General features: G+C 64.8%; 27 protein-coding genes and 1 tRNA gene. 8 read left to right on the forward strand and 20 right to left on the reverse strand.

Features of this window, described 5'->3' with window-relative positions; genetic code table 11:
- Window positions 1-79 precede the first annotated feature (79 nt).
- From CK227_RS14000 to CK227_RS14015, 4 genes are all read right to left on the reverse strand, one after another.
- Entirely contained in the window at window positions 80-382 is a 303-nt protein-coding gene (locus CK227_RS14000) for a cupredoxin family copper-binding protein (RefSeq protein ID WP_095773371.1), read from the reverse strand.
- Between the two features lie 59 nt (window positions 383-441).
- A complete protein-coding gene (locus CK227_RS14005) occupies window positions 442-1068 on the reverse strand; it encodes a CDGSH iron-sulfur domain-containing protein (protein ID WP_095773372.1) in 627 nt (208 codons plus the stop codon).
- Between the two features lie 111 nt (window positions 1069-1179).
- Complete coding sequence (locus tag CK227_RS14010; RefSeq protein WP_095773373.1) at window positions 1180-1551, reverse strand: hypothetical protein; 372 nt, start codon at window positions 1549-1551, stop codon at window positions 1180-1182.
- Between the two features lie 142 nt (window positions 1552-1693).
- Entirely contained in the window at window positions 1694-1936 is a 243-nt protein-coding gene (locus CK227_RS14015; protein WP_245318143.1) for a DUF1127 domain-containing protein, read from the reverse strand.
- Between the two features lie 231 nt (window positions 1937-2167).
- Here CK227_RS14015 and CK227_RS14020 point away from each other — a divergent pair, with 231 nt between their 5' ends.
- Window positions 2168-3682 carry a winged helix-turn-helix domain-containing protein gene (locus tag CK227_RS14020; RefSeq protein ID WP_179296447.1) on the forward strand — a complete coding sequence of 505 codons (1515 nt, stop codon included), beginning with the start codon at window positions 2168-2170 and terminating at the stop codon, window positions 3680-3682.
- Between the two features lie 132 nt (window positions 3683-3814).
- On the opposite strand, the gene CK227_RS14025 is transcribed toward CK227_RS14020, so the two are convergent.
- Complete coding sequence (locus CK227_RS14025) at window positions 3815-4171, reverse strand: hypothetical protein (protein ID WP_095773453.1); 357 nt, start codon at window positions 4169-4171, stop codon at window positions 3815-3817.
- Window positions 4172-4215: 44 nt separating this feature from the next.
- On the opposite strand from CK227_RS14025, the gene CK227_RS14030 reads away from it, so the two are divergent.
- The 3 genes from CK227_RS14030 to CK227_RS14040 all read left to right on the forward strand — a co-directional run bounded on the left by CK227_RS14030 (window position 4216) and on the right by CK227_RS14040 (window position 5218).
- A complete protein-coding gene (locus tag CK227_RS14030) occupies window positions 4216-4440 on the forward strand; it encodes a hypothetical protein (protein ID WP_095773376.1) in 225 nt (74 codons plus the stop codon).
- A gap of 96 nt (window positions 4441-4536) precedes the next feature.
- Window positions 4537-4716 (forward strand): hypothetical protein, encoded by a 180-nt coding sequence (locus tag CK227_RS14035; RefSeq protein ID WP_179295948.1) that lies wholly within the window; start codon window positions 4537-4539, stop codon window positions 4714-4716.
- A gap of 124 nt (window positions 4717-4840) precedes the next feature.
- On the forward strand, window positions 4841-5218 hold the full coding sequence (locus CK227_RS14040) for a YkvA family protein (protein WP_095773378.1): 378 nt from the start codon (window positions 4841-4843) through the stop codon (window positions 5216-5218).
- A 94-nt stretch (window positions 5219-5312) separates the two neighbouring features.
- Here CK227_RS14040 and CK227_RS14045 read toward each other — a convergent pair whose 3' ends face one another.
- Complete coding sequence (locus tag CK227_RS14045; protein WP_095773379.1) at window positions 5313-5621, reverse strand: UBP-type zinc finger domain-containing protein; 309 nt, start codon at window positions 5619-5621, stop codon at window positions 5313-5315.
- A 57-nt stretch (window positions 5622-5678) separates the two neighbouring features.
- Window positions 5679-7361 (reverse strand): cyclic nucleotide-binding domain-containing thioredoxin-disulfide reductase, encoded by a 1683-nt coding sequence (locus CK227_RS14050; RefSeq protein WP_095773380.1) that lies wholly within the window; start codon window positions 7359-7361, stop codon window positions 5679-5681.
- 242 nt (window positions 7362-7603) lie between these two features.
- Here CK227_RS14050 and CK227_RS14055 point away from each other — a divergent pair, with 242 nt between their 5' ends.
- The 3 genes from CK227_RS14055 to CK227_RS14065 are packed head-to-tail and all read left to right on the forward strand — an operon-like array spanning window position 7604 to window position 10695.
- Window positions 7604-8440 (forward strand): FMN-binding protein, encoded by an 837-nt coding sequence (locus tag CK227_RS14055; protein ID WP_095773381.1) that lies wholly within the window; start codon window positions 7604-7606, stop codon window positions 8438-8440.
- A gap of 24 nt (window positions 8441-8464) precedes the next feature.
- Complete coding sequence (locus tag CK227_RS14060; protein ID WP_245318144.1) at window positions 8465-9187, forward strand: FAD:protein FMN transferase; 723 nt, start codon at window positions 8465-8467, stop codon at window positions 9185-9187.
- Entirely contained in the window at window positions 9184-10695 is a 1512-nt protein-coding gene (locus tag CK227_RS14065; protein ID WP_095773383.1) for an RnfABCDGE type electron transport complex subunit D, read from the forward strand. The genes CK227_RS14060 and CK227_RS14065 overlap by 4 nt, the downstream gene beginning before the upstream one ends.
- A 7-nt stretch (window positions 10696-10702) precedes the next feature.
- On the opposite strand, the gene CK227_RS14070 is transcribed toward CK227_RS14065, so the two are convergent.
- From CK227_RS14070 to CK227_RS14130, 13 genes are all read right to left on the reverse strand, one after another.
- Window positions 10703-12046: a HAMP domain-containing sensor histidine kinase gene (locus CK227_RS14070; protein WP_095773384.1), complete on the reverse strand. Its 1344-nt coding sequence runs from the start codon at window positions 12044-12046 to the stop codon at window positions 10703-10705.
- Window positions 12046-12711, reverse strand: a complete 666-nt coding sequence (locus CK227_RS14075) for a response regulator transcription factor (protein WP_095773385.1) — start codon at window positions 12709-12711, stop codon at window positions 12046-12048. The genes CK227_RS14070 and CK227_RS14075 overlap by 1 nt, the downstream gene beginning before the upstream one ends.
- Complete coding sequence (locus CK227_RS14080) at window positions 12711-13028, reverse strand: hypothetical protein (RefSeq protein ID WP_245318145.1); 318 nt, start codon at window positions 13026-13028, stop codon at window positions 12711-12713. The genes CK227_RS14075 and CK227_RS14080 overlap by 1 nt, the downstream gene beginning before the upstream one ends.
- A gap of 117 nt (window positions 13029-13145) precedes the next feature.
- On the reverse strand, window positions 13146-13688 hold the full coding sequence (locus CK227_RS14085) for a cytochrome b (RefSeq protein ID WP_095773387.1): 543 nt from the start codon (window positions 13686-13688) through the stop codon (window positions 13146-13148).
- 292 nt (window positions 13689-13980) lie between these two features.
- A tRNA-Leu gene (locus CK227_RS14090) sits at window positions 13981-14065 on the reverse strand.
- Between the two features lie 140 nt (window positions 14066-14205).
- Window positions 14206-14826 (reverse strand): 2,3-bisphosphoglycerate-dependent phosphoglycerate mutase, encoded by a 621-nt coding sequence (locus CK227_RS14095; RefSeq protein WP_095773388.1) that lies wholly within the window; start codon window positions 14824-14826, stop codon window positions 14206-14208.
- Between the two features lie 41 nt (window positions 14827-14867).
- On the reverse strand, window positions 14868-15689 hold the full coding sequence (gene dapB / locus CK227_RS14100; RefSeq protein WP_095773389.1) for a 4-hydroxy-tetrahydrodipicolinate reductase: 822 nt from the start codon (window positions 15687-15689) through the stop codon (window positions 14868-14870).
- Window positions 15686-17545: an ABC transporter ATP-binding protein gene (locus CK227_RS14105; RefSeq protein WP_095773390.1), complete on the reverse strand. Its 1860-nt coding sequence runs from the start codon at window positions 17543-17545 to the stop codon at window positions 15686-15688. The genes dapB and CK227_RS14105 overlap by 4 nt, the downstream gene beginning before the upstream one ends.
- Before the next feature lie 135 nt (window positions 17546-17680).
- Window positions 17681-18706 carry a glucokinase gene (locus CK227_RS14110; RefSeq protein WP_095773391.1) on the reverse strand — a complete coding sequence of 342 codons (1026 nt, stop codon included), beginning with the start codon at window positions 18704-18706 and terminating at the stop codon, window positions 17681-17683.
- A gap of 188 nt (window positions 18707-18894) precedes the next feature.
- Entirely contained in the window at window positions 18895-19980 is a 1086-nt protein-coding gene (gene mepA / locus CK227_RS14115) for a penicillin-insensitive murein endopeptidase (RefSeq protein ID WP_095773392.1), read from the reverse strand.
- A gap of 121 nt (window positions 19981-20101) precedes the next feature.
- Entirely contained in the window at window positions 20102-21001 is a 900-nt protein-coding gene (locus tag CK227_RS14120) for an SDR family oxidoreductase (RefSeq protein ID WP_095773393.1), read from the reverse strand.
- A complete protein-coding gene (gene queG / locus CK227_RS14125; RefSeq protein WP_095773394.1) occupies window positions 20998-22152 on the reverse strand; it encodes a tRNA epoxyqueuosine(34) reductase QueG in 1155 nt (384 codons plus the stop codon). The genes CK227_RS14120 and queG overlap by 4 nt, the downstream gene beginning before the upstream one ends.
- Window positions 22133-22825 (reverse strand): glutathione S-transferase family protein, encoded by a 693-nt coding sequence (locus CK227_RS14130; protein ID WP_010912586.1) that lies wholly within the window; start codon window positions 22823-22825, stop codon window positions 22133-22135. The genes queG and CK227_RS14130 overlap by 20 nt, the downstream gene beginning before the upstream one ends.
- 317 nt (window positions 22826-23142) lie before the next feature.
- Here CK227_RS14130 and CK227_RS14135 point away from each other — a divergent pair, with 317 nt between their 5' ends.
- The gene (locus CK227_RS14135) at window positions 23143-23949 is read left to right on the forward strand and encodes an undecaprenyl-diphosphate phosphatase (RefSeq protein ID WP_095773395.1); all 807 of its coding nucleotides are present in this window, start codon (window positions 23143-23145) and stop codon (window positions 23947-23949) included.
- The last annotated feature ends 61 nt before the right edge of the window (window positions 23950-24010 follow it).

The following is a 24010-nucleotide window of genomic DNA, read 5'->3' on the forward strand; positions in this document are numbered from 1 at the left end:
AATAGGCGCCTCGATCTCCCTTTGGGAGGAGATCGGAGGCCTTGACCGCAGTGCCAGGGACCATCTGGCGAGGATGCCGCTATTTGGCCGTGACAATGCCCTTCATCGAGCTGTGGATCGCACAATGGAATGGATGTGCGCCGGCAGCCGATACCTTGACCTTGGCGCTCTTGCCGGTGGCGAGGTGGCCCGTGTCGAAGGAGCCGTCGAGCGCCGTGGCGGTGTGCGTCATCGGGTCGGCATTGGTGAAAGTGATGGTATCGCCAACGGCGGCCGAGATTTTCGCCGGGTTAAATTTCATGCCCTTGATCTGGACCGCATGATTGGCGGCATAGGCGGGCATGGCAAAGGCAAGCAGAGCAAGAACGAGCATGGTGCGCATGATGGATTTCCTCCTGAACGCGAACCCTCATCCTGCACTAACGCTGGCGAACGGCCTTTTTATGCCACGAAGCCGATCTTCTTATGTGTATTGTCACAAAACGGCTTGTTGGCCGAATGGCCGCAGCGGCAGAGGAAGGTGCGTTGCGTGCGGTCGATCGTGTGGCCGGTGCCGGTGACGATCTCGACATTGCCTTCGAGCTTGAGCGGCCCGTTGGTGGTCGGCGTCACTTTCAGCGGGCCATTGCGCGCTTCTAGCGCCGGCGCGTCCTTCAGCGCCGGTTCGCCGGTGGCGGTGAAGCCGGCCTTGCTGTGGCTGCCGTCGCAGAACGGCTTGTTTTCCGACGCGCCGCAGCGGCACAGCGTGGCGCGATAGAAGGTTTCACCGTCGAGCACGATCTCGGCATGCACGGCGAGCGGGCCGTTTTCGCGCAGCCGCACGGTGTTGACCACCGGCGGCTGTTCCTGCGGCCCGCCATCCTTCCTGACATAGGTGATGGCGCCGGACGGACAGCTTTCGGCTATGGCGACGATCTTCTCGACACCGGCCGCGTCGGGATGAATCCATTGTCCCGGCGCGTTGGGCTCGAAGACATGCGGGTCGCCGAGCACGCAATTGCGCGAGTGGATGCAGCGCTTGCCGGCAAAGCCGACGTCGATCTTCTCACCCTCGACCGTGCCTGCCATTGCCGTGCTCCTCTTGCCTGGGCCGCGTCGCGGCTGAACAGACGCGGCGCGCTTTGGGTATCGGCACAGGCTATGGCTCCCATGGGGAAAACCGTCAAGCTGGCAAACCGGTCAGGGGACGAGATTGATCTCCTCGGTCTCGCCGCCGCTGCAGGTGTAGCAGCAATCCTCGCATTTTTCCTTGTTGCCGGGGCCGACGCCCCAATAGGTGCCCTCGTCGCCATCGACCCAGGCGCCGTAGCAGATCGATTCGCCCTCGTTGCAGGAGATCGGCAGCGACTTGGTCTCGCCGTCATCGAGATAGAAGTCCTTGCCGTTGCCCGGCCAGACATAGTCGCGGTCCTGGCTGTAGAGCTCGAGGCGCATGGCGTTGGGATGGCTGTTCTTGACGGCGAAGGTGACGTCGCCGGCATGGGCGGCTGGTGCAAACAGGATGGCGAGAGAAAACGCGGCGGCAAGCCGGCGCGCTGGTATGAAAGACATGGAAACCCCCGATGAAGAATCGGCCCCCACGGCCGATGGGGTCATCATGCCATGACGGGGGCCGGTGCTAAAGGGGGATGACGACAATCCCTGAAATAATCGCAGGAGTTAAACGACGAACCGGCGCCATTGCGCCCTTCGCCTATCGTTGCCAGAAAGGCAGCTTGGCGATCTCTTCATCGACCTGCCGTCTGGTCAGGCCGATATCGTCGATCAGATGCGGGTTGACTTCCGAGATCCGCTTGAGATCCCAGCGAAAGCGTGTCTGTTGACGCCAGGCCGCGATGGTGTTGCGCAGGGTGGCAAGGCTGTAGCGCCGGCGCGATGCCTGCCCCATTCCCCGCCGCACTGCCCGATGGGGAGCCGATGCAAGAATATTGGTCATGACAACCTCCATATGGTTTGGCGCCCACAGGCTTGAGAATGGGCGGCCTTCGATCTGAACGAGGTTGAATTCTGCAGGATATGGAGGGCGCCGTAATTAAGCCCTGCCAAATAGTTCTCAAAAGTTCCAAACAGGCCCTAACGCGTTGTTTTGGCGTCATTCCCTGGGGGAGGGCGGCGCGCTTTTTTCCCGGTGAAACCGCCTCACACTTTTCCCGGAATTGCTCTATAGATGCGCCCTATGCAGGGATCGCGCTTTGCCTTTGGTCCGTTCGTGCTTGATCCGGGTGCGGGAACGCTGCTTCGGAACGACTATCCCGTTGCCGTCGGCTATCGCGGGCTGAAATTGCTTGCCGCGCTCGTCGGACGGCCCGGCGAAATCCTTGAGAAAGCCGAGCTGATGGACGCGGCGTGGCCGGGGACGGCGGTCGAGGAAGGCAACCTCACCGTCCAGATCGCGCAGTTGCGCAAGCTGCTTGGTTCGCCCGCCGATGGCGGCGAATGGATATCGACGGTTCCGCGCGTCGGCTACCGCTTCACGGGCGCCATCGAACAGCTTGATCGCGTGAAGCGAAAACCCTTGCCGCTGCCGGACAAACCATCGATAGCGGTGCTGCCTTTCGTCAATCTCAGCAACGACCCCGAGCAGGAGGCCTTCGCCGACGGGTTGACCGAAGATTTGATCACCGACCTGTCCAGGGCCCCGGGCCTGTTCGTCATCGCGCGCAACTCGACCTTTGCCTACAAGGGCAAGGCGATGGACGTGCGCGCGATCGCCGAGGAACTTGGCGTGCGCTACCTCCTGGAAGGCAGCGCCAGACGCGCCGCGGGGCGCGTGCGCATCAACGCCCAGCTGGTCGACGCGATAAGCGGCGAGCATCTGTGGGCCGAACGCTTCGATCGCGGCCTGGACGATATCTTTGCCGTTCAGGACGAGGCCACGGCCAAGATCGTGGAGGCGCTGCTCGGACGGCTGCGGGCGCCGCCGCCACGCAACCGGCCGACAAATCTCGAGGCCTACGATCTGTGCGTGCGGGCGCGCAAGCTGATCGACGAATCACCGCAGACGGCACGGGAAGCGCATCTGTTGCTGACGCGCGCGGTGTCCCTCGATCCGGACTACGCCGAGGCCCATCGCTGGCTTGCCATGAACCACTGGATGGGATGGGTGCATTGGGGCGAGCCGGTCGAACCCAACCGTCGCATCGCGCTGGACCTGGCGCGCAAGGCGGTGGCGATCGATCCCAACGATGCCGGCTGCCGTTGGGTGCTCGGCAATCTGCTCGCCTATGAACACAGTTTCGAAGAGTCGGATGCCGAATTCGCCAAAGCGTTCGAACTCGACCCGAACGAGGCCGACGCCTGGGCGACCTTGTCCGACATCGCGGTGCTGGCCGGAAAGGTCGAGGAAGGCCTCGAGCATATCCGCAAGGCGTTCCGGCTCAATCCCTATCCGGCAAGCTGGTACTATCTGACGCTCGGCGAGGCGCAATATGCGGCGCGCGACTACGAAGCCGCCGTCGAGACCTTGCGTCGGGAAGAGACCTACCGGACGAGCTCACGCCGCTTCCTGGCGGCGAGCCTGGCGCAACTCGGCCGGCTCGACGAGGCGCGCGCAGAAGTCGAATTATTCCTCATCGGCAACCCGCATTTCACGACCAGCTACTGGGTCTGGACGGAGCCATTCCGCGATACCGCGATGCGCGATCATTTCGTCGATGGTTTTCGCAAGGCCGGTCTTCCCTAAAGCGGTTCACCGTTTCATGGAAACGGCGAACCGCTCTACGCGCTCAGACTTTTCTTGGAATTGCTCCAGAGCGTTTCCGGACGGAGACCGTTTCACAATTTCCTGGAATTGCCCTGGTGATGCCCCGGCCAATCACGGCACCAGATCGATCGTCTCGGTCGTGTGTTCCACGCAGATGAAGCAGCAGGTGTCGCAAGGCTGGTCGTTGTCAGGCCCGACGCCGGCCGAGATCTTGTCATTGCCGTCGACCCAGGCACCATAGCAGATGCGCTCACCCTGATTGCAGGACAGCGGCACCGATTTCTGGGATTTCGGGTCGATCAGGAACACCTTGCCGTTGCCGGGCCAGACCGTCTCGCGGTCGCGGCTGAACAATTCGACCGCAACCGCTTCCTTGCGCAGGTTCTTGACGAAGAAGGCCATGTCGGCGGCCTCGGCCGAATTGGCGCAGGCCAGCGCCGCGAGCACGGCCACACGAAACAGCGTCACGGTCGGACCTCCCGAATCACCGCCGCAGAATCGCATGGCCGCCCATGCCTGTCGCTGGCTTTTGGAACTATTTCACGGAAGGACCTTCCGCCGCGATCTGCCGCCCAGCCGCGCTGGCCGGCCGGCTCGACGAGGCGCGCGGCTTTGCCGCCGCGATCCGCAGGACATTGCCGGACTACCGCGCCGACGATTTCATCGGCACGTTCCGCTTCGATGCGGACGCCGAGGCGCTGTCCCGGCAAGGCGCAAGGCGCATCGGGCTCAGCTGATTTCGCGCTTGCAGCCCCGTTAACGAAGTCGGAAGGAGTTGCTTAACAGTTCGCCTCTATGTGACCCCTCGGGGGGTCCATGGCAAAGTGAGTATGATGAGCGACAGCCCCGACAAGCGCAGCAACGAATGGCGCGCCATTCTTCATATACAGGCTCGTGTCGCCGTCCTGTTCGTTCCGGTGGTGGCCAGTCTGCTGCTCATAGCCGCGCTTGCCGGCAACGAACGCAGATCCGTTCCCGATGTCGACCGGACGGTCACCGGATCGGTGCGATAGGCGGCACAACAGCCGGCCGCGAACCCGTGTTGGGCGGACGTGCATGTCGAGGGCCGCCAACCATCCTGCGAGGCGCTCAGCGTGCGCTATTGGGCGCGTCATCCTTTGGCGCTAAGGTCATCCAATGGCAACATTGAGCGAATGGGCCCGGGCGATCAAGCGCGACGTGCATGCGCTCTACCTTGCCGCGCGCGATCCGCGAACGCCGTGGTACGCCAAGGCGCTTGCCGTGTGCGTCGCGGGCTACGCCTTGTCACCAATCGACCTGATTCCCGATTTCATCCCCGTGGTTGGATACCTCGACGATGCGATCCTGGTGCCCTTGGGCATCCTTGTCGTGGTCAAGATGATACCGACCGAGGTCATGGCAGAACACAGGCAGGCCGCCGCCCTTGCCGTCGACAGGCCGGTGAGCCGCGGCGCGGCGCTGATCATCGCCTGTATCTGGGTTGCTTCGGTGGCGCTGGCGGGATGGCTGGGGTATCGGTACTTCGTAGGCTGATCCTGAAGCCGAGTCCCGTCGCCTGGAAACAGCCCGATCGCGTTCGCGAACGCGTCCTTGAGCAGCGCCCGGCCCGGCTGCGTGGCACGGCGCCTCAATAAAAGCGCGGGATCGGACCATTCTGCGGCGTCGTGCGGTCGCCAAGGTCGAGAAAGACCTCGTCGACATAGCACCAGCCCCAGCCTTCCGGCGGATCGTAGCCCTCGATGACGGGATGGCTGGTGGCGTGAAAATGTTTGGTTGCGTGGCGGTTGGGCGAATCGTCGCAGCAGCCGACATGGCCGCAGGTGCGGCAGAGCCGCAGATGCACCCACCACGAGCCGCTCTTCAGGCATTCCTCGCAGCCGAGCGCGCTCGGCGTCACATCCTTGATCCCGGCCGCATGCCTGCATTCGTCCGCCATCACTCTCTCCTGAACTGTCTCTTCGTTGAAGCTTTTCCGAAAACCGACTTTTCGGGATCATGCTTTGAGGCGTGACGGCGGGCTGCCGTCCCGCGCGAGATAGGCATGCAAGGCGGCGACCACCTGGGCGCCCTCGCCGACGGCGGCCGCGACGCGCTTGACCGAGCCGCAACGCACATCGCCGATGGCAAATACGCCGCTGCGGCTGGTTTCCATCAGGCCATGTTGCGGTCCGAGTTCCGATCCGGTGCGGATGAAGCCCTTGGCATCCAGCGCCACATTGCATTGCGCCAGCCAGTCGGTGTTCGGGTCGGCGCCGATGAACAGGAAAAGGTGGCGGATCGGGCGTGTCGTCTCTTCGCCGCTGACGCGGTTGCGCCAGCGGACAGTGGCAAGATTGCCCTCCTCGCCCTCCAGCGCCTCGATTTCGGTCTCGGTCAGCACCTCGATGTTCGGCTGCGCCTTGATGCGCTCGACCAGGTAACGCGACATCGAGGCATCGAGGCTGCCGCCGCGCGCCAGCAGCGCCACCTTGCGCGCATGGCTGGCCAGATAGACCGCCGCCTGCCCGGCCGAATTGCCGGCGCCGACCAGCGCGACCTCCTGCCCGGCGCAAAGCCGGCCTTCGATCGGCGAGGCCCAATAGTGCACGGACGTGCCCTCGAACTGCGACAAATTGGCGACGTCGAGGCGGCGATAGCGCGCGCCGCTGGCGATCACCACGCTGCGCGTGCGCACCGTTTCGCCGTCGCCGACATCGAGCAGGTAGCCGGCGCCCGAATTGTCGGTCGCCGCGCTCAACAGCTTCGCCTCGTCCGGGATCACCATTTCGACGCCGAATTTCTGCGCCTGGTTGTAGGCGCGCGCCATCAGCGCCATGCCGGTGATGCCGGTGGGGAAGCCGAGATAGTTCTCGATGCGCGAAGAGGCGCCAGCCTGCCCGCCGAAGGCCCGGCAATCGAGCACGATGGTCGACAGCCCTTCGGAGGCCGCATAGACCGCCGCCGCCAGCCCCGCCGGCCCGGCGCCGACAATGGCGACATCATACAGCGTATCGGCATCGATCGGCCTGAGCAGGCCGATGCAGCGGGCGAGGTCTTTCTCGCTCGGATTCATCAGCAGCCTGCCGTTCGGGCACAACACGACAGGCAAATGGTGCGGATCGACATCGAAACGCTCGACCAGGGTTTTGGCGCACGGATCGCTGCCGGAATCGAGCACGCGGTGCGGCTGGCCGCTGCGGGCCAGGAAGCCCTGCAGCCGCAGCACGTCGACATTGCCGAGCGGTCCGATGATGATCGGCCCGCTGGTGGCGCTTTCCAGGAGCCCGACGCGGCGCAGGATCAGCGCCCGCATGATGCGCTCGCCGAGATTGGCCTCCTGCACCATCAGGTCGCGCACCCGCCGCGAGGGAATGACGAAGGCCTCGACCGGCTCGGCGGCCTCGGCATTGACCAATGAGGGACGGGCCGAAAGCTGCGCCAGCTCGCCGACGAAACTGCCCGGGCCATGGCTGACGATCGTCTCGCGCCGGCCAAGACCATCCTGGATGATATCAACCTTGCCCGACAGCACGACGATCAGGCCGGGCGCGACATCGCCAGCCTTGATGATGTGCTCGCCGGCCGCATAGGCGCTGGCCTCGCCGAAACGGCGCATGTGGTCGATGTCCGCCTCGCTCAGCGTGGGAAATGCCTGGTCGCGCCGGGCGCCGAAGATTGCAGTGCTGGATTGAGACATGCCGCAAGCGTAGCGAAGCCGCGACCCGGTTTGAAGTGGTTTGTTCGGCGCCTAGCCGCGAGGGCAGGTTTGGTTGACGGCCGTCGTCCCATTCGTGCCGGGATGACGACTGGAGGTTCAAGGATCGGTGCTGTCGACGGTGTCCGCGCCTGACAGCCAATTGTCAGCTGGATCGTGAGACATTGTTTCCGAATTGCCGCGAAGTCGATTCGCCGGCACGGGATTGAAGGTGAGACGAGCCAATGAAACAGATTGCCCTGTCGCTTTTCGTGATCGCGTCTTCGGGCGCCTATGTCTGGGACCAGGCAGGCAAGGGTCCTGCCGGCGACATGATCGACACGGCGGGTTCCGCCAATGCCGCCGAGGACAGTGTGGCGCAGCCCCCTGCTCCGGCCAGCCCCGTTCAAACTGATCCCACTCCAGCGCCTCCACCGCCATCGCCCGGGATCCGCCAGCAGAGTGCGCGGCTCGATCCTCCCGCGACCACGCCGACATCGGTCGGCGGCGAAACCACCGCCGCGATCTCCGCGCCCGCGCCAAAGCAGCAGCAGGCGACCAAGCCGCCGCTCTCAGCCAGCTCTCCGCAGCTTTCCCAAGCGCCCGCAGCCCAGCCAGAACAGGCGTCAGCTCAAACTGTCGCCGATGCCGCGCCGCGGACGGCGTCCTTCACCATAACCCCGGCCGTCTATATCCCGATTCCCCAGCCGAGACCGGATTATCCGCAAGCACACGCCCGGGTCTTCAAGGCCGCCATGAAGCTGGCTGTAAGCCCGGGCACCAAGCCGGCGGGGCACGGCTTTGCCGACGGTACCTACACCGGTCCTGCCGCCGATGCCTATTACGGCCTTATCCAGATTCAGGCTTCCATCCAGGGCGGCCGCCTCACGGCGCTCAAGGTGCTGAAATACCCGAATGACCGCCGCACCTCGATCAGCATCAACAGGCAGGCGCTGCCGATGCTGCGTGACGAGGCGATCCGTGCGCAGAGCGCCGATGTCGACATCATTTCGGGCGCCACGCTGACCAGCAGGGCCTTCATCCAGTCGCTTGGCGGCGCATTGAAGAAGGCATCGTCCTGATCCATGCGCGATACGAGGATCTTGATGGGCATGCCCATCACCGTCGACATCGCCGGTGCCTCGGGCGCGACACTTGTCGACACGGTCTTCGATTATTTCGAGCACATCGACCGCCGCTTCAGCACCTACCGGACCGACAGCGAGATTTCGACCATCAACCGGGGTGATCTTCCGATCCGCGACTGGAGCGCCGAAATGACGGAAGTGATGGCGCTTGCCGCACAGACGAAAAACCAGACGGACGGGTATTTCGACATCCGCAAGCCAGACGGATCGCTGGACCCGTCCGGCATCGTCAAGGGCTGGGCCATCCGCAATGCCGCCGGGATCGTTCGCCGGGCCGGCGTCGGCGATTTCTTCATCGAGGCGGGCGGCGACATCCAGTCCTGCGGCCGAAATGCTTCGGGTCTCGACTGGAGCGTCGGCATCCGCAATCCCTTCAATGCCGAAGAGGTCATCAAGATCGTCTATCCGCGAGGACACGGCGTCGCCACCTCCGGCACCTATGTGCGCGGGCAGCACATCTACAATCCGCTCGGGGCCGGCGATCCCATCACCGAAATCGTCAGCCTGACCGTCATCGGCTCGGATGTGTTCGAGGCCGACCGTTTCGCCACCGCCGCCTTCGCCATGGGCCGGCGGGGCATTCTCTTCCTCGAACAGGCGCCTGGCCTCGAAGGCTACGTCGTCGACAGCAACCGTCGGGCCACGCCGACGAGCGGCTTCGGAGCTTTTTGCCAGCCATGATCAAGACCATCGACCGGCTTCTCGACCATCAGACCATGTACCGGCTGGTCCTCTATTACCTGATCGCCCTGCTGGGCACGGCCGTCGTGCTCGGCTTCCTCAAGCTGGTGCCGCATGATCCGGTCATGCTCTCCTTCACGACGGGGCTGGTGCTGGCCGCCTGCTGGGTCACCAACAGGGTTTTTGCGGCCGTCTTCAAGGTTCCGGCCAACACCGAGTCCGTCTACATCACCGCCCTCATTCTGGCGCTCATCCTCGATCCGGTGGCCGCCACGGACCTCAAGGGGATATGCGCGGTGGTGTTCGCCTGCGTCTGGGCGATTTCATCCAAGTTCATCCTCGCCATCGGCGGGAAACACCTGTTCAATCCCGCGGCGCTGGGCGTGGCGCTGACCGCGCTGCTGCTCGACCAGCCGGCCAGCTGGTGGGTCGGCGGCAATTTGCCATTGCTTCCCGTCGTGCTTGTCGGCGGCCTCCTCATGGTGCGCAAGCTGCGCCGGCTCGATCTGGTCGCCACCTTCGGTGTCGTCGCGCTGACGACAATCCTGGCAACCACCGAGCCGTCGCAGTACGCCGCCGCGCTGACGGAGACGCTGGGCTCGTCGCCGCTGCTGTTCTTCGCCTTCGTGATGCTGACCGAGCCGCTGACGGCGCCGACCACACGGTGGCCGCGCATCGCCTTCGCCGCCATCGTCGGCTTCCTGTTCGCGCCAAACATCCATGTCGGCTCGTTCTATTTCACGCCGGAACTGGCGCTTCTGACCGGCAATCTGTTTGCCTACGCCGTGAGCCCAAGGGGACGCTTCGTGTTGACACTCGAGCGCATCGAGCAATCGGCGGTCGACAGCTATGATTTCATCTTCAGGTCACCGCGAAAGCTTGCCTTCCAGGCTGGACAGTATCTGGAATGGACACTTGGGCTCGACCGATCGGACAGTCGCGGCAACCGCCGCTATTTCACGGTGGCGTCGGCGCCCACGGAGCAATCCATACGGCTCGGGGTCAAGTTCTACCCGCAATCGAGCGCCTTCAAGCAAATGCTGGGCACAATGAAGCCGGGCAGCACGATCCACGCCTCCCAACTGGCCGGCGACTTCACCTTGCCGGCCAATCGCCAAACCAAGGTTGCCTTCCTGGCCGGCGGCATCGGCATCACGCCATTCCGCTCGATGCTGCAATATCTCATCGACAGCCGTGAAAGGCGGCCGATCGTCGTCCTCTACGGGGCCGAGACCCAGCAGGACATCGCCTATCGCGATGTGCTCGGCGCGGCGAGACGGGAACTGGGCATAAGGACGGTGCTTGCCGTGGCCCGGGGGGCCGAGCGGGGCCAGTATCCCGGCTATATCGACGCGCGCCTGGTGCGCCTGGCCATCCCCGATTATCTGGAGCGGACCTTCTACATTTCCGGCCCCCAGGCCATGGTCAAAGCGCTGCGCGATACGCTGCTGGGCATGGGTGTTCGCCGCTCGAAGATAAAGGTCGACTATTTCCCCGGCTTTGCCTGAGCGTCGATCAACCTTGCCGGGGGAGGGTGATGGTCACGACCAGGCCGGGGTCGGCGTTGGTCATCGTCAGCCGTCCGCCATAGGCTTCGACAATGTCCGCGACGATGGCCAGGCCCAGCCCGCTGCTGCCGCCCTTGCTGTCCAACTGCACCCCGCGTGACAGGGCGGATTCCCGGTCCGCGTCGGGGATACCCGGGCCGTCGTCGGCGACGGCGATGGACACCTCGCCGCCGGTTGCCCACGCCTTGACCCGGACCGAGGATCTTGCGAAGCGCGCCGCGTTCTCGACCAGATTGCCGAGGATTTCCGAAAGGTCGCCCTCGTCGACCGGCGCCATGAAATCCTCCGCGGCGTCGATCCGGAACGAGAGCTGCTTGCCGCCCGGCGTGCGCTTGATGACGGCGATGACGCCGGCCGCGGCTTCCCTGACGCGGCACGATGCCTTGCCGGAAACGCCGGGCGCCAGACGGGCGCGCGCGAGTTCGCGCTCGACATGACGTCGGATCGCTCCAGCGCTCTTCTCGATCTCGTCGGCCAGCTCGGTCTCGCCCTTGCCGCGCAGGGCCCGGATGTCGGCCGACAGCACCTGCAGTGGCGTCTTGAGGCCATGCGCCAGGTCGGTGGCGCGCGACCGGGCGCGTGCAAGGGCCTTCTCCTGTGCATCGAGGAGGCGGTTGATTTCGTCGGCGAGCGGCTGCACCTCGCTCGGCGCCGCCACGTCCAGTCGTGCCGTCCGCTGCGCGATCACGTTTCGAACGGCGACCCGCAGGCTTTCCAGCGGCGCGAGGCCAACGGTGATCTGGACGAAGAAGGCCACCATGAGGGCGGCGGCGAGCAGGAGGAGCGCCGGGACGAGATCGCGTACATATTCGCGCACCGACACTGTGACGCTGCCATGATCTTCCGCCACGATGGCGCGAAACGACCGGCCGTCGGCATCGGTTATGGTGCGCACGACGGCCACGGTGAGTTCGCCGCCAGGCCCCTTGAGCTCCTCGATCGTTCTCAGTTCGCCGCTCGCGCCCTGGTCGGGCAACGCAAGCGTTGCGTCCCACAACGAACGCGAGCGAACCAGACCATGGCTGGCCAGGTCTTCCACCTGCCAGTAATGACCCGACAATGGATTGGTGAAGCGAGGGTCCGTCAGGTCCGGGGCGACCGAAAGCTGGCCGTTGGCCGCGAAGCTGGTCGCGCCGATCAGTTCATTGAGATCGGCGGTCAGTTCGCCGACGATACGCCTCTCGACATTCAGCTCGAACAGATAGCGCAGCCCGACCCCGGCAATGGCCAGGGCGACGAGAATCGAAATGGTGGCCGCCGACCAGAGCCTGAAGCGGATCGAATTGCCCATCAGGACGGCTCGTCGGGGACGAAATATCCGAACCCGCGCCGAGTCTCGATGACGTCGTTGCCGAGCTTGCGGCGCAGGCGCGCGACAATGACCTCGATTGTGTTCGGATCGCGATCATTGCCGGAATCGTAGAGATGCTCGGCGAGTTCGGTCGGCGCCACCACGCGCCCGGCATGATGCATCAGGAACGCCATCAGCCGGTATTCCAGCGGCGACAATGCGACGGCAACGCCGCGCAGCGAAATGCGCATCTGGCGCGTGTCGAGGAGCAGCGGTCCGGATTTCAGCACCGGCGCCGCCTGGCCTGTCGAACGGCGAAGGATCGCGCGCAGCCGCGCCAGCAGTTCGTCCATTTCGAACGGCTTGGGCAGATAGTCGTCGGCGCCCGCATTGATGCCTTCGACGCGCTCGGTCCAAAGGCCCCGTGCCGTCAGGATCAGGACGGGAAAGCGGCGCGTGTTGGCCCGCCAGCGCTTCAGCACGGTCAGGCCATCGAGTTTCGGCAATCCGAGATCGAGGATCGCCGCGTCGTAATTCTCGACGTCGCCCGCGAACCAGGCGGCCTCTCCGTCGCGCACGGTATCGACGGCCATCCCCGCGGCCTTGAGCACCGCCGCGATGTCGCTGGCGATGCGCGGCTCGTCTTCGGCAAGCAGTATCTTCATCAGTCACCGCCCCTGCCGCGCATCAGCACGCCGGCGCCGGCATCGACATCAACGATCCTGCGGCGTCCGTCAGGGGCGACGACCTGGAAGCGATAAACCCAGCGGTCGCCGATCCGGATGAAATCGACGGCCACGATGTCGCCGGGTGCATCGGCGTGAACCACGCCAAGGATATTGGCCAGGCCCTTTATTTCGCCACGCTCGTAAAGGTCCCGCGCCCGGTCGTGATCGCCATCGTCATCCTCGTCCGCGCGGGCGTGGACCGGTCGAAGCAGGACAAGCCCGACCAGGCTCGCCGTCGCCAGATGTTTCAGCATCGGTTTCATCCGAGGGCCATGCAGCAGACCTTGTGTTTCAATCCGGCTCGTCACCTGGCCTTGTCTCCTGGTCCGCAAACACGGCAAAGGGCATCGCCCGCCGACGTTGCCTTGCAATCAGGGGCCAGTTGTCCCCGGCAGCATACGCTTGAGCACGTCGTCCCCGCGGATATAGTGATGCCAGAGCGCAGCCGCCGCGTGCAGACCGGCAACGATCAGGATCAGATTGGCGCAGAGGCTGTGCAATTCCCTTATGGTTCGGGCCGTGGCGCTGTCCGCGGAGACCGGAGCCGGGATGGTGAAGAGGCCGAAGAAACTCAAGGCGTCGCCCCTGTACCAGGTCACCAGGATGCCAAGAACCGGAATGGCGACAAGCAGCCCGTAAAGCACGAGATGCGCGACCTTGGCCACCCATCGTTCCAGCTCCGACATGTCCCGCGGCAGCCCCGGGGTTCCCAAGATCAGGCGCAGGCCAATGCGGATGACGACCAGCGCCAACAGCAGCATCCCGAACGAGATGTGGAACCACCAGACGAGTGCCCGGCCGGGGTCGTTGCGTGGAAAGATATCCGCGACATAAGTCAGGCCGTAAAGGCCGATAACCAGCAGAAACACGGCCCAATGAATGGCCTTCTGTGCGCTTGTGTAGGTAGGGTTCATGCAAGGCCATCCAATTTTGAATGTTTCTAAACTAGCCGCGATCATGTCAAAGCTTTGTCGGGTCGGTCCCTTCGACGGCAATCGAGGGGGCCGTGACGGTTGGCCCGACGAGAGCGGTTGTGGAACCGGGCATTGACGATCGCGACCCGGCGAGACATTGGCTGGAGGAACCTGTCAGTTCGCTGACAGTCGGGCACCGGACAACGCCGATATGCCGGACAAAGAAAAAGCCCGGACGAACCGGGCTTTTTCTTTGGGTCTCTGAACCATCGAACGGTTCGAAACGGGAATTTGGTGCCCAGAAGAGGACTCGAACCTCCACTCCTTGCGGAACACGGACCTGAACCGTGCGCGTCTACCAATTCCGCCATCTGGGCTGGTGCGGGCTCATGTAAGCGGGCAAGCGATTGCTGTCAACGCGCTTTTTGGACCATGCCGCCGAAAGCTGGAAACACAGCTTTGGCAAAGCGCCATGTTCCAGCCGAGGCTGGACTTCCGCTTGCCGGCTCAGCAAGCCTCAGCCTTCAAGCACTTCCTTCGACGCCACGGTCGAATCGGCGTTCAGCTGGTAGATGACCGGCACGCCGGTGCCGAGTTCCAGCTTGACGATCTCCTCGCCAGACTTGCCGTCCAGCGCCATGATCAGCGCGCGCAGCGAGTTGCCGTGCGCGGCGACCAGCACCGTGCCGCCGCGCAGCACGTGCGGCTGCAGGTCGTGCAAATAGTAAGGCCAGACTCGGGCGCCGGTGTCCTTCAGGCTTTCGCCGCCTGGCGGCGGCACGTCGTAGGAGCGGCGCCAGACATGCACCTGCTCCTCGCCCCATTTCTTGCGGGCATCGTCCTTGTTGAGGCCGGAAAGGTCGCCATAGTCGCGCTCGTTGAGCGCCTGGTCGCGGATGGTCTTGAGATCGCTCTGGCCAACGGCGTCGAGAATATGCTGGCAGGTCTTTTGCGCCCGGCTCAGCGCCGAGGTGAAAGCGATGTCGAACTTCATGCCGCGCGCCTTGAGTTTTTGCCCGGCGGCCTTGGCCTCGGCGTGACCCTGCTCGGTCAGGTCGACGTCACGCCAGCCGGTGAACAGGTTTTTCAAATTCCATTCGCTCTGGCCATGGCGCACGAGCACGAGGGTTCTCGACATGTTTGCTCCTTCAGATTGGCAAAATTGGCAGATTGGCCGCTTCAGCTCAGGCCGAGCACGTCCCGCATCGAATAGAGTCCTGGCTTCTTGCCACGGGCCCACAGCGCCGCCTTGACGGCGCCGCGCGCGAAGATGGCGCGGTCCTCGGCATGGTGGGACAGCGTGATGCGCTCGCCGGTGCCGGCGAGGATGACGCTGTGGTCGCCGACCACCGAACCGCCGCGCAGCGTGGCGAAGCCGATGGACCCGCTCTTTCGCACGCCCGTATGGCCGTCGCGTGAACGCACGTCATTGCCGGCGAGCGCAATGCCGCGCCCGGCGGCGGCGGCCTCGCCGAGCAGCAATGCCGTGCCCGAAGGCGCGTCGACCTTGTGCTTGTGGTGCATTTCCAAAATCTCGATGTCGAAATCGTCGGCGTCGAGCGCGCGTGCCGCCTGTTCGACCAGCACCGCCAGGAGATTGACGCCGAGGCTCATATTGCCCGACTTGACGATCGTCGCGTGGCGCGCCGCGGCCGCGATCCTCGCATTGTCGTCGGCCGAACAGCCGGTGGTGCCGATGACGTGGACGATGCGCGCCTGCGCCGCGTAGCCGGCGAATTCGACCGATGAGCCCGGCGTGGTGAAGTCGAGCACGCCGTCGGCCTTGGCGAAAACCGGCAGCGGATCATCGCCGATCGGCACGTTGATGATGCCTATGCCTGCGAGCTCGCCGGCATCCTTGCCGAGATGGGGCGAATCCGCGCGCTCGACCGCGCCGATGACGCGGGCGCCCGGAATGGTGTGGATGGCGCGGATCAGCGTCTGGCCCATGCGGCCGGCTGCCCCCACCACCACAAGGCCCATATCGCCTTGATCGTTCATGTGCTCCTCACCGCCGTCTTTCTCGCACGCGTGGCCCGGACCGGAGTTTGGATCGGCTTGCTGTCATCGACAAGCCCCAGACCCTTCTTGCCCTGCACCCTGTGGAACCGTGCATAGACACTGTGCGGATCTGCCATCAGCGCGGCATGCGTGCCTTCCTCGACCACCCGGCCCTGTTCCATGACGACGATGTGGTCGGCATTGACCACCGTCGACAGGCGGTGGGCGATGACGATGGTGGTGCGTCCTTCCATGACATGGGTCAGCGCTTCCTGGACGCGGGCCTCCGCCTCGTTGTCGAGCGCCGAGGTCGCCTCGTCGAGCAGCAGGATCGGCGCCTGGCGCACGATGGCGCGGGCGATCGAGACGCGCTGGCGCTGGCCGCCGGACAGCGTCGCCCCGTTCTCGCCGACCGGCGTGTCGTAGCCTTGCGGCTGCTGGCGGATGAACTCGTCGGCCGCTGCCTGGCTTGCCGCGCGCTCGATCTCGGCGTCGGTGGCCGACATGCGGCCATAGCGGATGTTGTCGCGGATCGTGCCTTCGAACAGATAGGGCGACTGCGAGACATAGGCGATCGAGCCGCGCAGCGACTGTTTGGTCACCTTGGAAATGTCCTGGCCATCGACCTCGATGGTGCCGGACTCGACGTCGTAGAAACGCTGCAGTAGCGCCACCAGCGTCGTCTTGCCGGCGCCCGAGGCGCCGACAATGGCGGTCATCTTGCCGGCGGCGGCGACGAAGCTCAGCTCCTGCAGCACCGGCGTCTCCTCGACATAGCGGAAGGACACGTTGTTGAAGCGCACTTCACCCGACGTGAAGTGTGCCTCGACGGCATCCGGCGCGTCGCCCTGTTGCGGCTCGAGGTCGAGCAGTTCGTAGATCATGCGGGCATTGACCAGCGCGCGCTCCATGCCGACCTGCATGCGCGCCAGGCGCCGTGCCGGATCGTAGGCCAGGATCAGCGCGGTGATGAAGGAAAACACCGCGCCCGGCGGCTGGCCGAGAACGAGTGCCCGGTAACCGGAATAGGCGATGACGGAGGTGACGGCGAGGCCGGCCAGCATGTCGGAAATCGGCGCCAGCCGCTCCGAGACGCGGGCGATCTTGTTCGACCGCTGTTCGGCCGTGTCGGCCAAGGCGCCGATGCGGGCCGCCAGCTGTTCCTCCATGGTGAAGGCCTTGACGATGGCGATGCCTTGCGTGGCTTCCTGGACAGCGCCGATCAGCCGGGAATTGATCAGCACGGATTCCCGCGTGATACGCCGCACCCGACGCGTCAGGTGGACGACCGCCCAGATCAGCGGCGGTCCGATCAGCAGCGAACTCAGCGATAGAACCGGATCCTGGTAGATCATGATGCCGACAAGGCCGACCAGGGTCACCGCGTCGCGGGTGATGGATGTCAGCGTGATCGACAAGAGGTCACGGATGCCGCCGACATTCTCGTTGACCTGCGCCGCCAGCCGGCCGGAGCGCGTATCGTTGAAGAAGCCGACGCCGAGCTTCATCAGATGGTCGAAGATGCGTTTCTGGTAGCGCGCCACCAGATTGTTGCCGATCGTGGCCAGCGCCACCGCCTGGCCGTAGCCGGCGAAGCCGCGCACCAGGAAGGCCCCCATGATCCCGGCGCAAATCCACACGACCAGGTCGCCGCGCCGTTCGTAGAAGATCTGGTTGACGATCGGGCTCATGATCCAGGCCGTGAAGGCGGTCGTGCCCGACACCAGCAGCATGCAGGAGACGGCGACGACATAGGACCAGCGATGATCGCGGCCGTTTTCGGAGAGGATGCGGCGCAGCACGGCGTTGACTTCGCCAACGCTGGCTTTCTGCTTGTTTGGAGCTTGAAGTGTCAAATCGGGAGCTTCGTGGGTTTTTCGCCTGGGACCGGGCTGCAATTCGGCACTCCTCTTAGCGCCATGCGGTCGGCTTGCCTATGCCCGCGGCTGATTAACTTCGTCGCGGGCGCCCCGACGATTCGCGCTGGGGGTTCAGGCCTGCCAGCGCCGGCCGGCCGTCTGGACGCCGAACAGCGACGGGTTCCTGGCATAGGCGGCAAGGCCGAGAAGGGCGGCCAGCGGATGGGTGATGACATAGACGGGCATGGTGCGCATCAGCGCGCTGTGCGGCGCCTTGTCCTCGAAGGCGGCACGGAAATTGCCCTCCTTCAGCGCCGGCACGATCTTCTGCGCGATGCCGCCGGTCAAAAACACGCCGCCACGGCTCATGAACACCAGGGCAAGATCGCCGGCGGTGCGCCCAAGGCAGGTGACGAAGGTCTCCAGCGCTTCCTGCGCCACCGGATCGGTCTTGGCCAGCGCCGCGCCGGTGATCTCGGCCGGCGTGGTGAAGGGCGCCGGCTTGCCGTCCGCCTTGGCGACAGCCCGGTAGACGTTGACGAGGCCGCGCCCGCACAGGATCTGTTCGCCGGAAATGCGGCCCTCGAGCTTCTCTATATGCGGAAACACCTCGAAATCGCGCGGCGTGCGCGGGCCGATGTCCATATGGCCGCCTTCGCCGGGCACCGGGATCCAGTGGTGTAGCGCATAGACCAGCCCGGCGACGCCGAGACCGGTTCCAGGCCCGAGCACGACGCGGCCGGCATTAGGCTCAGGCGTGCCGCCGCCGATCTTTTCCATATGCTCTTCGCCGAGCGCCACGACGGCCAGCGCCTGCGCCTCGAAATCGTTGAGCACGACGATGTCGCTCAAGCCGACATTGGCGAACATCTGCCTCGGCTTGACGACCCATGGGCAATTGGTGAGCTCGATCTCGTCGCCGTCGACCGGGCCGGCCACCGCCAGCACCGCCGAATTGGGGCGGACCGACGAGCGGTCGAGCACCGCCGCCTGGATTGCCTCATCGATCGTGTTGAAATTGGCGGTCTGGACGATCTGCGGCTCGGTCGGCTCGGAATTGGCGTCAAGCACGATCGAAAAGCGCGCATTGGTGCCGCCAATGTCGCCGATCAGGATCGGAAACCGCAACGACGTGTCGGTATCGCTTACGCTTGGCATGCTCTCGTCCGTCTCCGGCGCCCCCTGACGGCGTCTCGCCGTTCCTCCGTTGACTAGCGCATGGGTTTGAAAAGGGAAACGGTTTTCGAACCCGTCCGTGCGCAGAGAGGGGTTCTGCGGCCAAACGGCCACTATTTCCCGAAAACAGCTGGCTAAACCGATTGAGCCGGCCGGTGGCGCGGAGGCAATCAGTTCGCGGGCGGCCGTGGCCGTGGCACCGGCGCGCCCATCCTGGGCGTCGCGGCGAAAGCATTTGCCGCGCCTGGCAAATCGCCGCTGCCACCGGCCGCGACGGCAGGCTGCGATGGCACCTCCGGTTCGGGTGCGGCGACCGCGACCGGCACGGCGCCGCCATGATAGGTCGCCGCCTCGGCCGAATCCGGGCTCGGCGCGTCGAGCACGGCGCGGCATTCCTTGGGAAGGTTGGCCATCGTCATCACGTCACGGGCCTTCGGCGCGTCCGGGTTCTTGTTCGGCCGCCATGGTTCTTCGGTGAACCACCAGGCCAGCGGCTTGCCGCAGCCGTCATCATCCGGCGTCGCCTCCTGCGCCTTGCAGTCGGGCGAGCCCGGCTGGCAGCCGATGCGCATATGGAAATGATAGTCGTGGCCCCAGAACGGCCGGATCTTGCGCAGCCAGCTGCGGTCGCCCTTGACGGTGTCGCAGAGCTTTTTCTTGATCCCCGGATTGACCAGGATGCGTTCCACCTCGGTGTAGCTCGCCGCCCGCTTCAGAAGCGCGGTGTGCTGCGGCGTCCACAGCGCGTCCTTCACCAGATGTGTCTTCTCGTCGACCATCAAGGTGGCGCTCATCGATTCGCGCTGCGCCCTGGTCATGGCGCGGTCAGGCATCGGTGTCAGCCAGATGTCGGCATCGAGCCCGATCTGGTGCGAGGCATGGCCTGTCATCATGGGGCCGCCGCGCGGCTGCGAAATGTCGCCGATCAGAAGGCCCGGCCAGCCGTCGGCAGCGGCGTCGCGCGACAGTTTCTCGATGAGCGCGATCATTGCCGGGTGGCCCCAGCGGCGGTTGCGCGAGGGCCGCATGACCTGCCAGGTCGGGCCGTCCATGGGGATGGCGACACCACCGGCGAAGCAGCCCTTGGAGTAGAAGCCGAAGGATTGCGGGGTGGTCGCGGTCGGCAATTTTTCGGCGCCGAACAGGTCTTTTGCCCGTTCCTCGGCCGCCGCGGGCTGCGCGGCCAGAACGAACAGGCCAAGTGCTGCCGCCAGCAGTGATTTCTTGGCCACAACCGGCCGTGACGCTGTCTTCATGAAACCGGATCCCACCGCATCCCAAGGCCGAATCATAGCACGCAACGCAGCCTGCTTCGATCGCCCTAACCCTTGGCGCAATTCCTGAGGAAAAACCGTTTCACGCCTTTCCTGGAATTGCTTAGCCCTTCATCGGGCTGCGCGCTTCGCCGTCGCGCCAGTCGCCGCTTGCCCACATATGGTCGAAGGCGGCGCGGTAGTCGGGAAAGCGAAAGCGATAGCCCGTCGCCTTGATCGCCGCATTGGCGACACGCTTGTTCTCGCCATAGAAGGACCGCGCCATGGGCGAAAGTTGGGCGGTGTCGAATGGAATTTCCGGCGGCGGCGCGACGCCCATCAGCGACGCGGCATAGGCAACGACATCCTGCGGCGGCGCCGGCTCATCATCGGTGATGTTGAAGATCCCGCCCTTGTTGTCCTCGATGAGTTGCCACAACGCCCCGGCAATATCGTCGCAATGGATGCGGTTGAACACCTGATCGGGCTTGACCAGCCGCCGCGCGGTGCCGTTTTCCAGATTGACCAGCGCATTGCGGCCAGGACCATAAATGCCGGACAGGCGCAGGATCGCCACCGGCTTGCCGATTTCCCCGCCGAGCTTCAGCCAAGCCTGCTCAGCCTCGACCCGCATGACGGAGCGTTTCGACACCGGCCGGCATGCGGCCGTTTCGTCGACCCAGGCGCCGCCATGGTCGCCATAGACGCCGACGGTCGAGAGATAGCCGATCCATTCGAGCGCCGGCATCCCCGCGATCGCCTCCCGGGCGGCATTCAAGACGGGGTCGCCGGCCTCTTCCGGGGCGACCGAAATCACCAGATGGGTTGTTTTTTGCAGCGCTTCGCCGATTTCGCCGGTCAACGCGCCATCGAACAGCAGCGGCGCGATGCCGGCCTGGCGCAGGGCCGCGAATTTTTCATTGGACCGCGTCGTGCCAAGGATCGCGGCGGCATCCCTGTTGGCGCGGGCAAAGGCCTTGCCGGAGTAACCGGCGCCGAAGATGAAGATCTGCTTTTCACTCATGCATGCGCCCCGTCTGGCCGCGCCAGGCGCCATTCCTCGCGCACCGCCGCATCGTTCTCGGTTTTCAGACCGGTCGCGGCCCGCTCGGCATATTCGGCGTCAGGCACCAGCCGCGCCAGCGCCCATATTGCCGCGCCCCGCACCAACGGCGAGGGATCGCTAAGCAGCGCGCGCACAGGGACTGCGAGCGCGGCATCGCCGGAATTGCCGGCGGCGATCAGCACGTTGCGGATGAAGCGGTCGCGGCCGATGCGCTTGATCGGCGAGCCGGAGAAGAAGGCGCGGAAGGCCGCGTCGTCCAGTTCGAGCAGGTCGGCGAGCGGCGGCTCGCGCAGATCGTTGCGCGCGGCGAGTTTTGCTTCCGACGCGGCGCGGGCGAACTTGTTCCACGGGCAGGCGGCCAGGCAATCGTCGCAGCCATAGATGCGGTTGCCGATCTTTTCGCGGAATTCGTGCGGGATCGGCCCCTTGTTCTCGATGGTGAGGTAGGAAATGCAGCGCCGCGCATCGAGCCGGTAGGGCGCCGGGAAAGCATCGGTCGGGCAGGCGTCGAGGCAGGCGCGGCAGGAGCCGCAATGGTCGATCTCGGGGCGGTCGGTGACCAATTCGGCCGTGGTGAAGATGGTGCCGAGGAACAGCCAGGAGCCGTGCTCGCGGCTGACCAGATTGGTGTGTTTTCCCTGCCAGCCGAGACCGGCGGCTTGCGCCAGTGGCTTTTCCATCACCGGCGCGGTGTCGACGAACACCTTAACGTCGCCGCCGGCGCGCGCGACGATCTTGCCGGCGATTTCCTTCAGCCGGCCTTTCATCACATCATGATAATCTCGGTTCTGCGCATAGACCGAGATTGCGCCCCGGTCATGCCTGGCCTGTAGCACACGCGGATCATGGTCCGGCCCATAGTTCATCGCCAGCACGACGATCGAGCGCACGTCAGGCCAAAGCGCGGAAGGTTCGCTGCGCCTTGCAATCGTCTCGGCGATCCAGTCCATCGAACCGTGAAAGCCGTCGGCAATGAATTCGGCCAGGCGGGCCGGAGCCAGCGGGATCGCGTCGGGGGTGGTGACGGCAATGGCATCGAAGCCGGCGCGCTGCGCCTCCGCGTCGATCAGCGCGCGCAGTTTTGTGGCGTCAGAAATCGAGGTCCGCATAGTGTGACACCGGCGACAGGCCGCGCACGCGGTCGGTCAAGAGCGGCCGGAAGGAGGGCCGCGACTTCACCCGCGTGTACCATTCGCGCGCCGCGGCATGTTCGCGCCAGTCGATCTCGCCGAGATAGTCGAGCACCGACAACGTCGCGGCGGCGGCGAGATCGGCATAGGTGACCCGGCCGCCGGCCAGCCAATGGCGGGTGCCGGCCAACCAGTTGGTGTATTTCATGTGCTGGCGGATGTTGGCGCGCGCCGCACGGATCGCGCCCGAATCGGGCGAACCGCCACCGGCGGTTTCCGGCATGATCGGCTTCAGCACGCGTTCGCGCACCAGATGGCGGGTGACTTCGCTTTCGGCCTTGTTGAGGTACCAGTCGATCAGCCGGCGGATTTCGGCGCGCTGCATCGGGTCTTCGGCGAACAGCCGCTTGTCGCGCTTGAGCACACCGCGGGTCTCGTCGAGATATTCCGAGATGACCGTCGCGCCGACGATCGGCACGTCGCCTTCGGCGAGCAGGATCGGCAGCGTGCCGGCCGGGTTCAGCGCCAGAAACTCCTTGCGCCGCGTCCACGGCTTTTCCTCGATCAGCGCCAGCTCCTCGCCATACTCGCCGAAAGCAAGGCGGACGAAGCGGCAGGTGGCGAACATGGGATGATGGAAAAGCGTCAGCATGGTTCCGCGATGATAAAGCGCACTGGTGCGGTGGATTTGAAGTTCCTGCCCCCCTCAATGGCATCAGCGTTCAGGAACTTCAAATCCAAACCGCACTAGAACTTAAAGTCACAGTGTGGCTCAGAATCCGGAATTCGCGCATCGCGCTACTCCCAGGTGAGGCGAATTCCGGATTGCACACTGGCGAATCGCCGGGCGCACCGGTAAGTCTTGGCCGCCCGGTTAGCGGGCCGTCAGGGTGTTGCGACCTATAGGGGGACTTCAACGCCATGACAAGCAAGCCGTTCAGTTAGCCGTCGCGCAAAGCCGAGGTAGCCATGGAAAGCCAGACCATCGTCGAAGCCCTGCTGCTCGGCCTGCTGGAGGGCCTGACCGAGTTCATACCGGTGTCCTCGACCGGCCATATCCTGCTTGCCGGCCATTTCCTCGGCTTCAATTCAACCGGCAAGGCCTTCGAGATCCTGATCCAGCTCGGCGCCATCCTGGCGATCCTGAGCGTCTATTTCCGCCGCCTGTGGCAGATGCTGCTCGACCTGCCGCATGACCGGCTGACGCGGCATTTCGTCATCGGCATCCTGATCGCTTTCCTGCCGGCGGCGGTCATCGGCGCGCTGGCGCATGATTTCATCAAGACGGTGCTGTTCGAATCGCCAAGGCTCATCTGCATCATGCTGATCATCGGCGGCGTCGTGCTGCTGGCGGTGGACCGCATGAACCTGAAACCGGTCTATCGCGATGTGGAGCGCTTCCCGACCAGGCTTTACCTGCAGATCGGCCTGTTCCAGTGCCTGTCGCTGATCCCCGGCACGTCACGCTCGGGTTCGACCATCGTCGGCGCGCTGCTTCTGGGCGTCGACAAGCGGGCGGCGGCGGAATTTTCCTTCTTCCTGGCGATCCCGACCATGGTCGGCGCCTTCGCCTTCGACCTGTTCAAGAACCGCAACGTGCTGACCTCCGCCGACCTGCCGATCATCGCCATCGGTTTCGTCGCCGCCTTCGTCGCGGCGCTCATCGTGGTGCGCTTCCTGCTCGACTACGTCTCGCGCAACGGCTACGCGCTGTTCGGCTGGTGGCGGCTGGTGGTGGGTATCGTCGGGCTGGTCGCATTGCTGATCTGGGGGTGAGGAGTGGTCCGCGAGGCGGACGGAAAGCCAATTGCTTGGCTTTCCGAACGACGAACGCCCT

Source organism: Mesorhizobium sp. WSM4308 (assembly GCF_002294905.1).
Taxonomy (GTDB): Bacteria; Pseudomonadota; Alphaproteobacteria; order Rhizobiales; family Rhizobiaceae; genus Mesorhizobium.

Bases quoted from the DNA above. Each gene is read 5' to 3' on its own strand.
- CK227_RS14000 (WP_095773371.1), bottom strand. From the start codon at position 382: ATGCGCACCATGCTCGTTCTTGCTCTGCTTGCCTTTGCCATGCCCGCC.
- CK227_RS14005 (WP_095773372.1), bottom strand. From the start codon at position 1,068: ATGGCAGGCACGGTCGAGGGTGAGAAGATCGACGTCGGCTTTGCCGGC.
- CK227_RS14010 (WP_095773373.1), bottom strand. From the start codon at position 1,551: ATGTCTTTCATACCAGCGCGCCGGCTTGCCGCCGCGTTTTCTCTCGCC.
- CK227_RS14015 (WP_245318143.1), bottom strand. From the start codon at position 1,936: ATGACCAATATTCTTGCATCGGCTCCCCATCGGGCAGTGCGGCGGGGA.
- CK227_RS14020 (WP_179296447.1), top strand. From the start codon at position 2,168: ATGCGCCCTATGCAGGGATCGCGCTTTGCCTTTGGTCCGTTCGTGCTT.
- CK227_RS14030 (WP_095773376.1), top strand. From the start codon at position 4,216: ATGCCTGTCGCTGGCTTTTGGAACTATTTCACGGAAGGACCTTCCGCC.
- CK227_RS14035 (WP_179295948.1), top strand. From the start codon at position 4,537: ATGAGCGACAGCCCCGACAAGCGCAGCAACGAATGGCGCGCCATTCTT.
- CK227_RS14040 (WP_095773378.1), top strand. From the start codon at position 4,841: ATGGCAACATTGAGCGAATGGGCCCGGGCGATCAAGCGCGACGTGCAT.
- CK227_RS14045 (WP_095773379.1), bottom strand. From the start codon at position 5,621: ATGGCGGACGAATGCAGGCATGCGGCCGGGATCAAGGATGTGACGCCG.
- CK227_RS14050 (WP_095773380.1), bottom strand. From the start codon at position 7,361: ATGTCTCAATCCAGCACTGCAATCTTCGGCGCCCGGCGCGACCAGGCA.
- CK227_RS14055 (WP_095773381.1), top strand. From the start codon at position 7,604: ATGAAACAGATTGCCCTGTCGCTTTTCGTGATCGCGTCTTCGGGCGCC.
- CK227_RS14060 (WP_245318144.1), top strand. From the start codon at position 8,465: ATGGGCATGCCCATCACCGTCGACATCGCCGGTGCCTCGGGCGCGACA.
- CK227_RS14065 (WP_095773383.1), top strand. From the start codon at position 9,184: ATGATCAAGACCATCGACCGGCTTCTCGACCATCAGACCATGTACCGG.
- CK227_RS14070 (WP_095773384.1), bottom strand. From the start codon at position 12,046: ATGGGCAATTCGATCCGCTTCAGGCTCTGGTCGGCGGCCACCATTTCG.
- CK227_RS14075 (WP_095773385.1), bottom strand. From the start codon at position 12,711: ATGAAGATACTGCTTGCCGAAGACGAGCCGCGCATCGCCAGCGACATC.
- CK227_RS14080 (WP_245318145.1), bottom strand. From the start codon at position 13,028: ATGCTGAAACATCTGGCGACGGCGAGCCTGGTCGGGCTTGTCCTGCTT.
- CK227_RS14085 (WP_095773387.1), bottom strand. From the start codon at position 13,688: ATGAACCCTACCTACACAAGCGCACAGAAGGCCATTCATTGGGCCGTG.
- CK227_RS14095 (WP_095773388.1), bottom strand. From the start codon at position 14,826: ATGTCGAGAACCCTCGTGCTCGTGCGCCATGGCCAGAGCGAATGGAAT.
- dapB (WP_095773389.1), bottom strand. From the start codon at position 15,689: ATGAACGATCAAGGCGATATGGGCCTTGTGGTGGTGGGGGCAGCCGGC.
- CK227_RS14110 (WP_095773391.1), bottom strand. From the start codon at position 18,706: ATGCCAAGCGTAAGCGATACCGACACGTCGTTGCGGTTTCCGATCCTG.
- mepA (WP_095773392.1), bottom strand. From the start codon at position 19,980: ATGAAGACAGCGTCACGGCCGGTTGTGGCCAAGAAATCACTGCTGGCG.
- CK227_RS14120 (WP_095773393.1), bottom strand. From the start codon at position 21,001: ATGAGTGAAAAGCAGATCTTCATCTTCGGCGCCGGTTACTCCGGCAAG.
- queG (WP_095773394.1), bottom strand. From the start codon at position 22,152: ATGCGGACCTCGATTTCTGACGCCACAAAACTGCGCGCGCTGATCGAC.
- CK227_RS14130 (WP_010912586.1), bottom strand. From the start codon at position 22,825: ATGCTGACGCTTTTCCATCATCCCATGTTCGCCACCTGCCGCTTCGTC.
- CK227_RS14135 (WP_095773395.1), top strand. From the start codon at position 23,143: ATGGAAAGCCAGACCATCGTCGAAGCCCTGCTGCTCGGCCTGCTGGAG.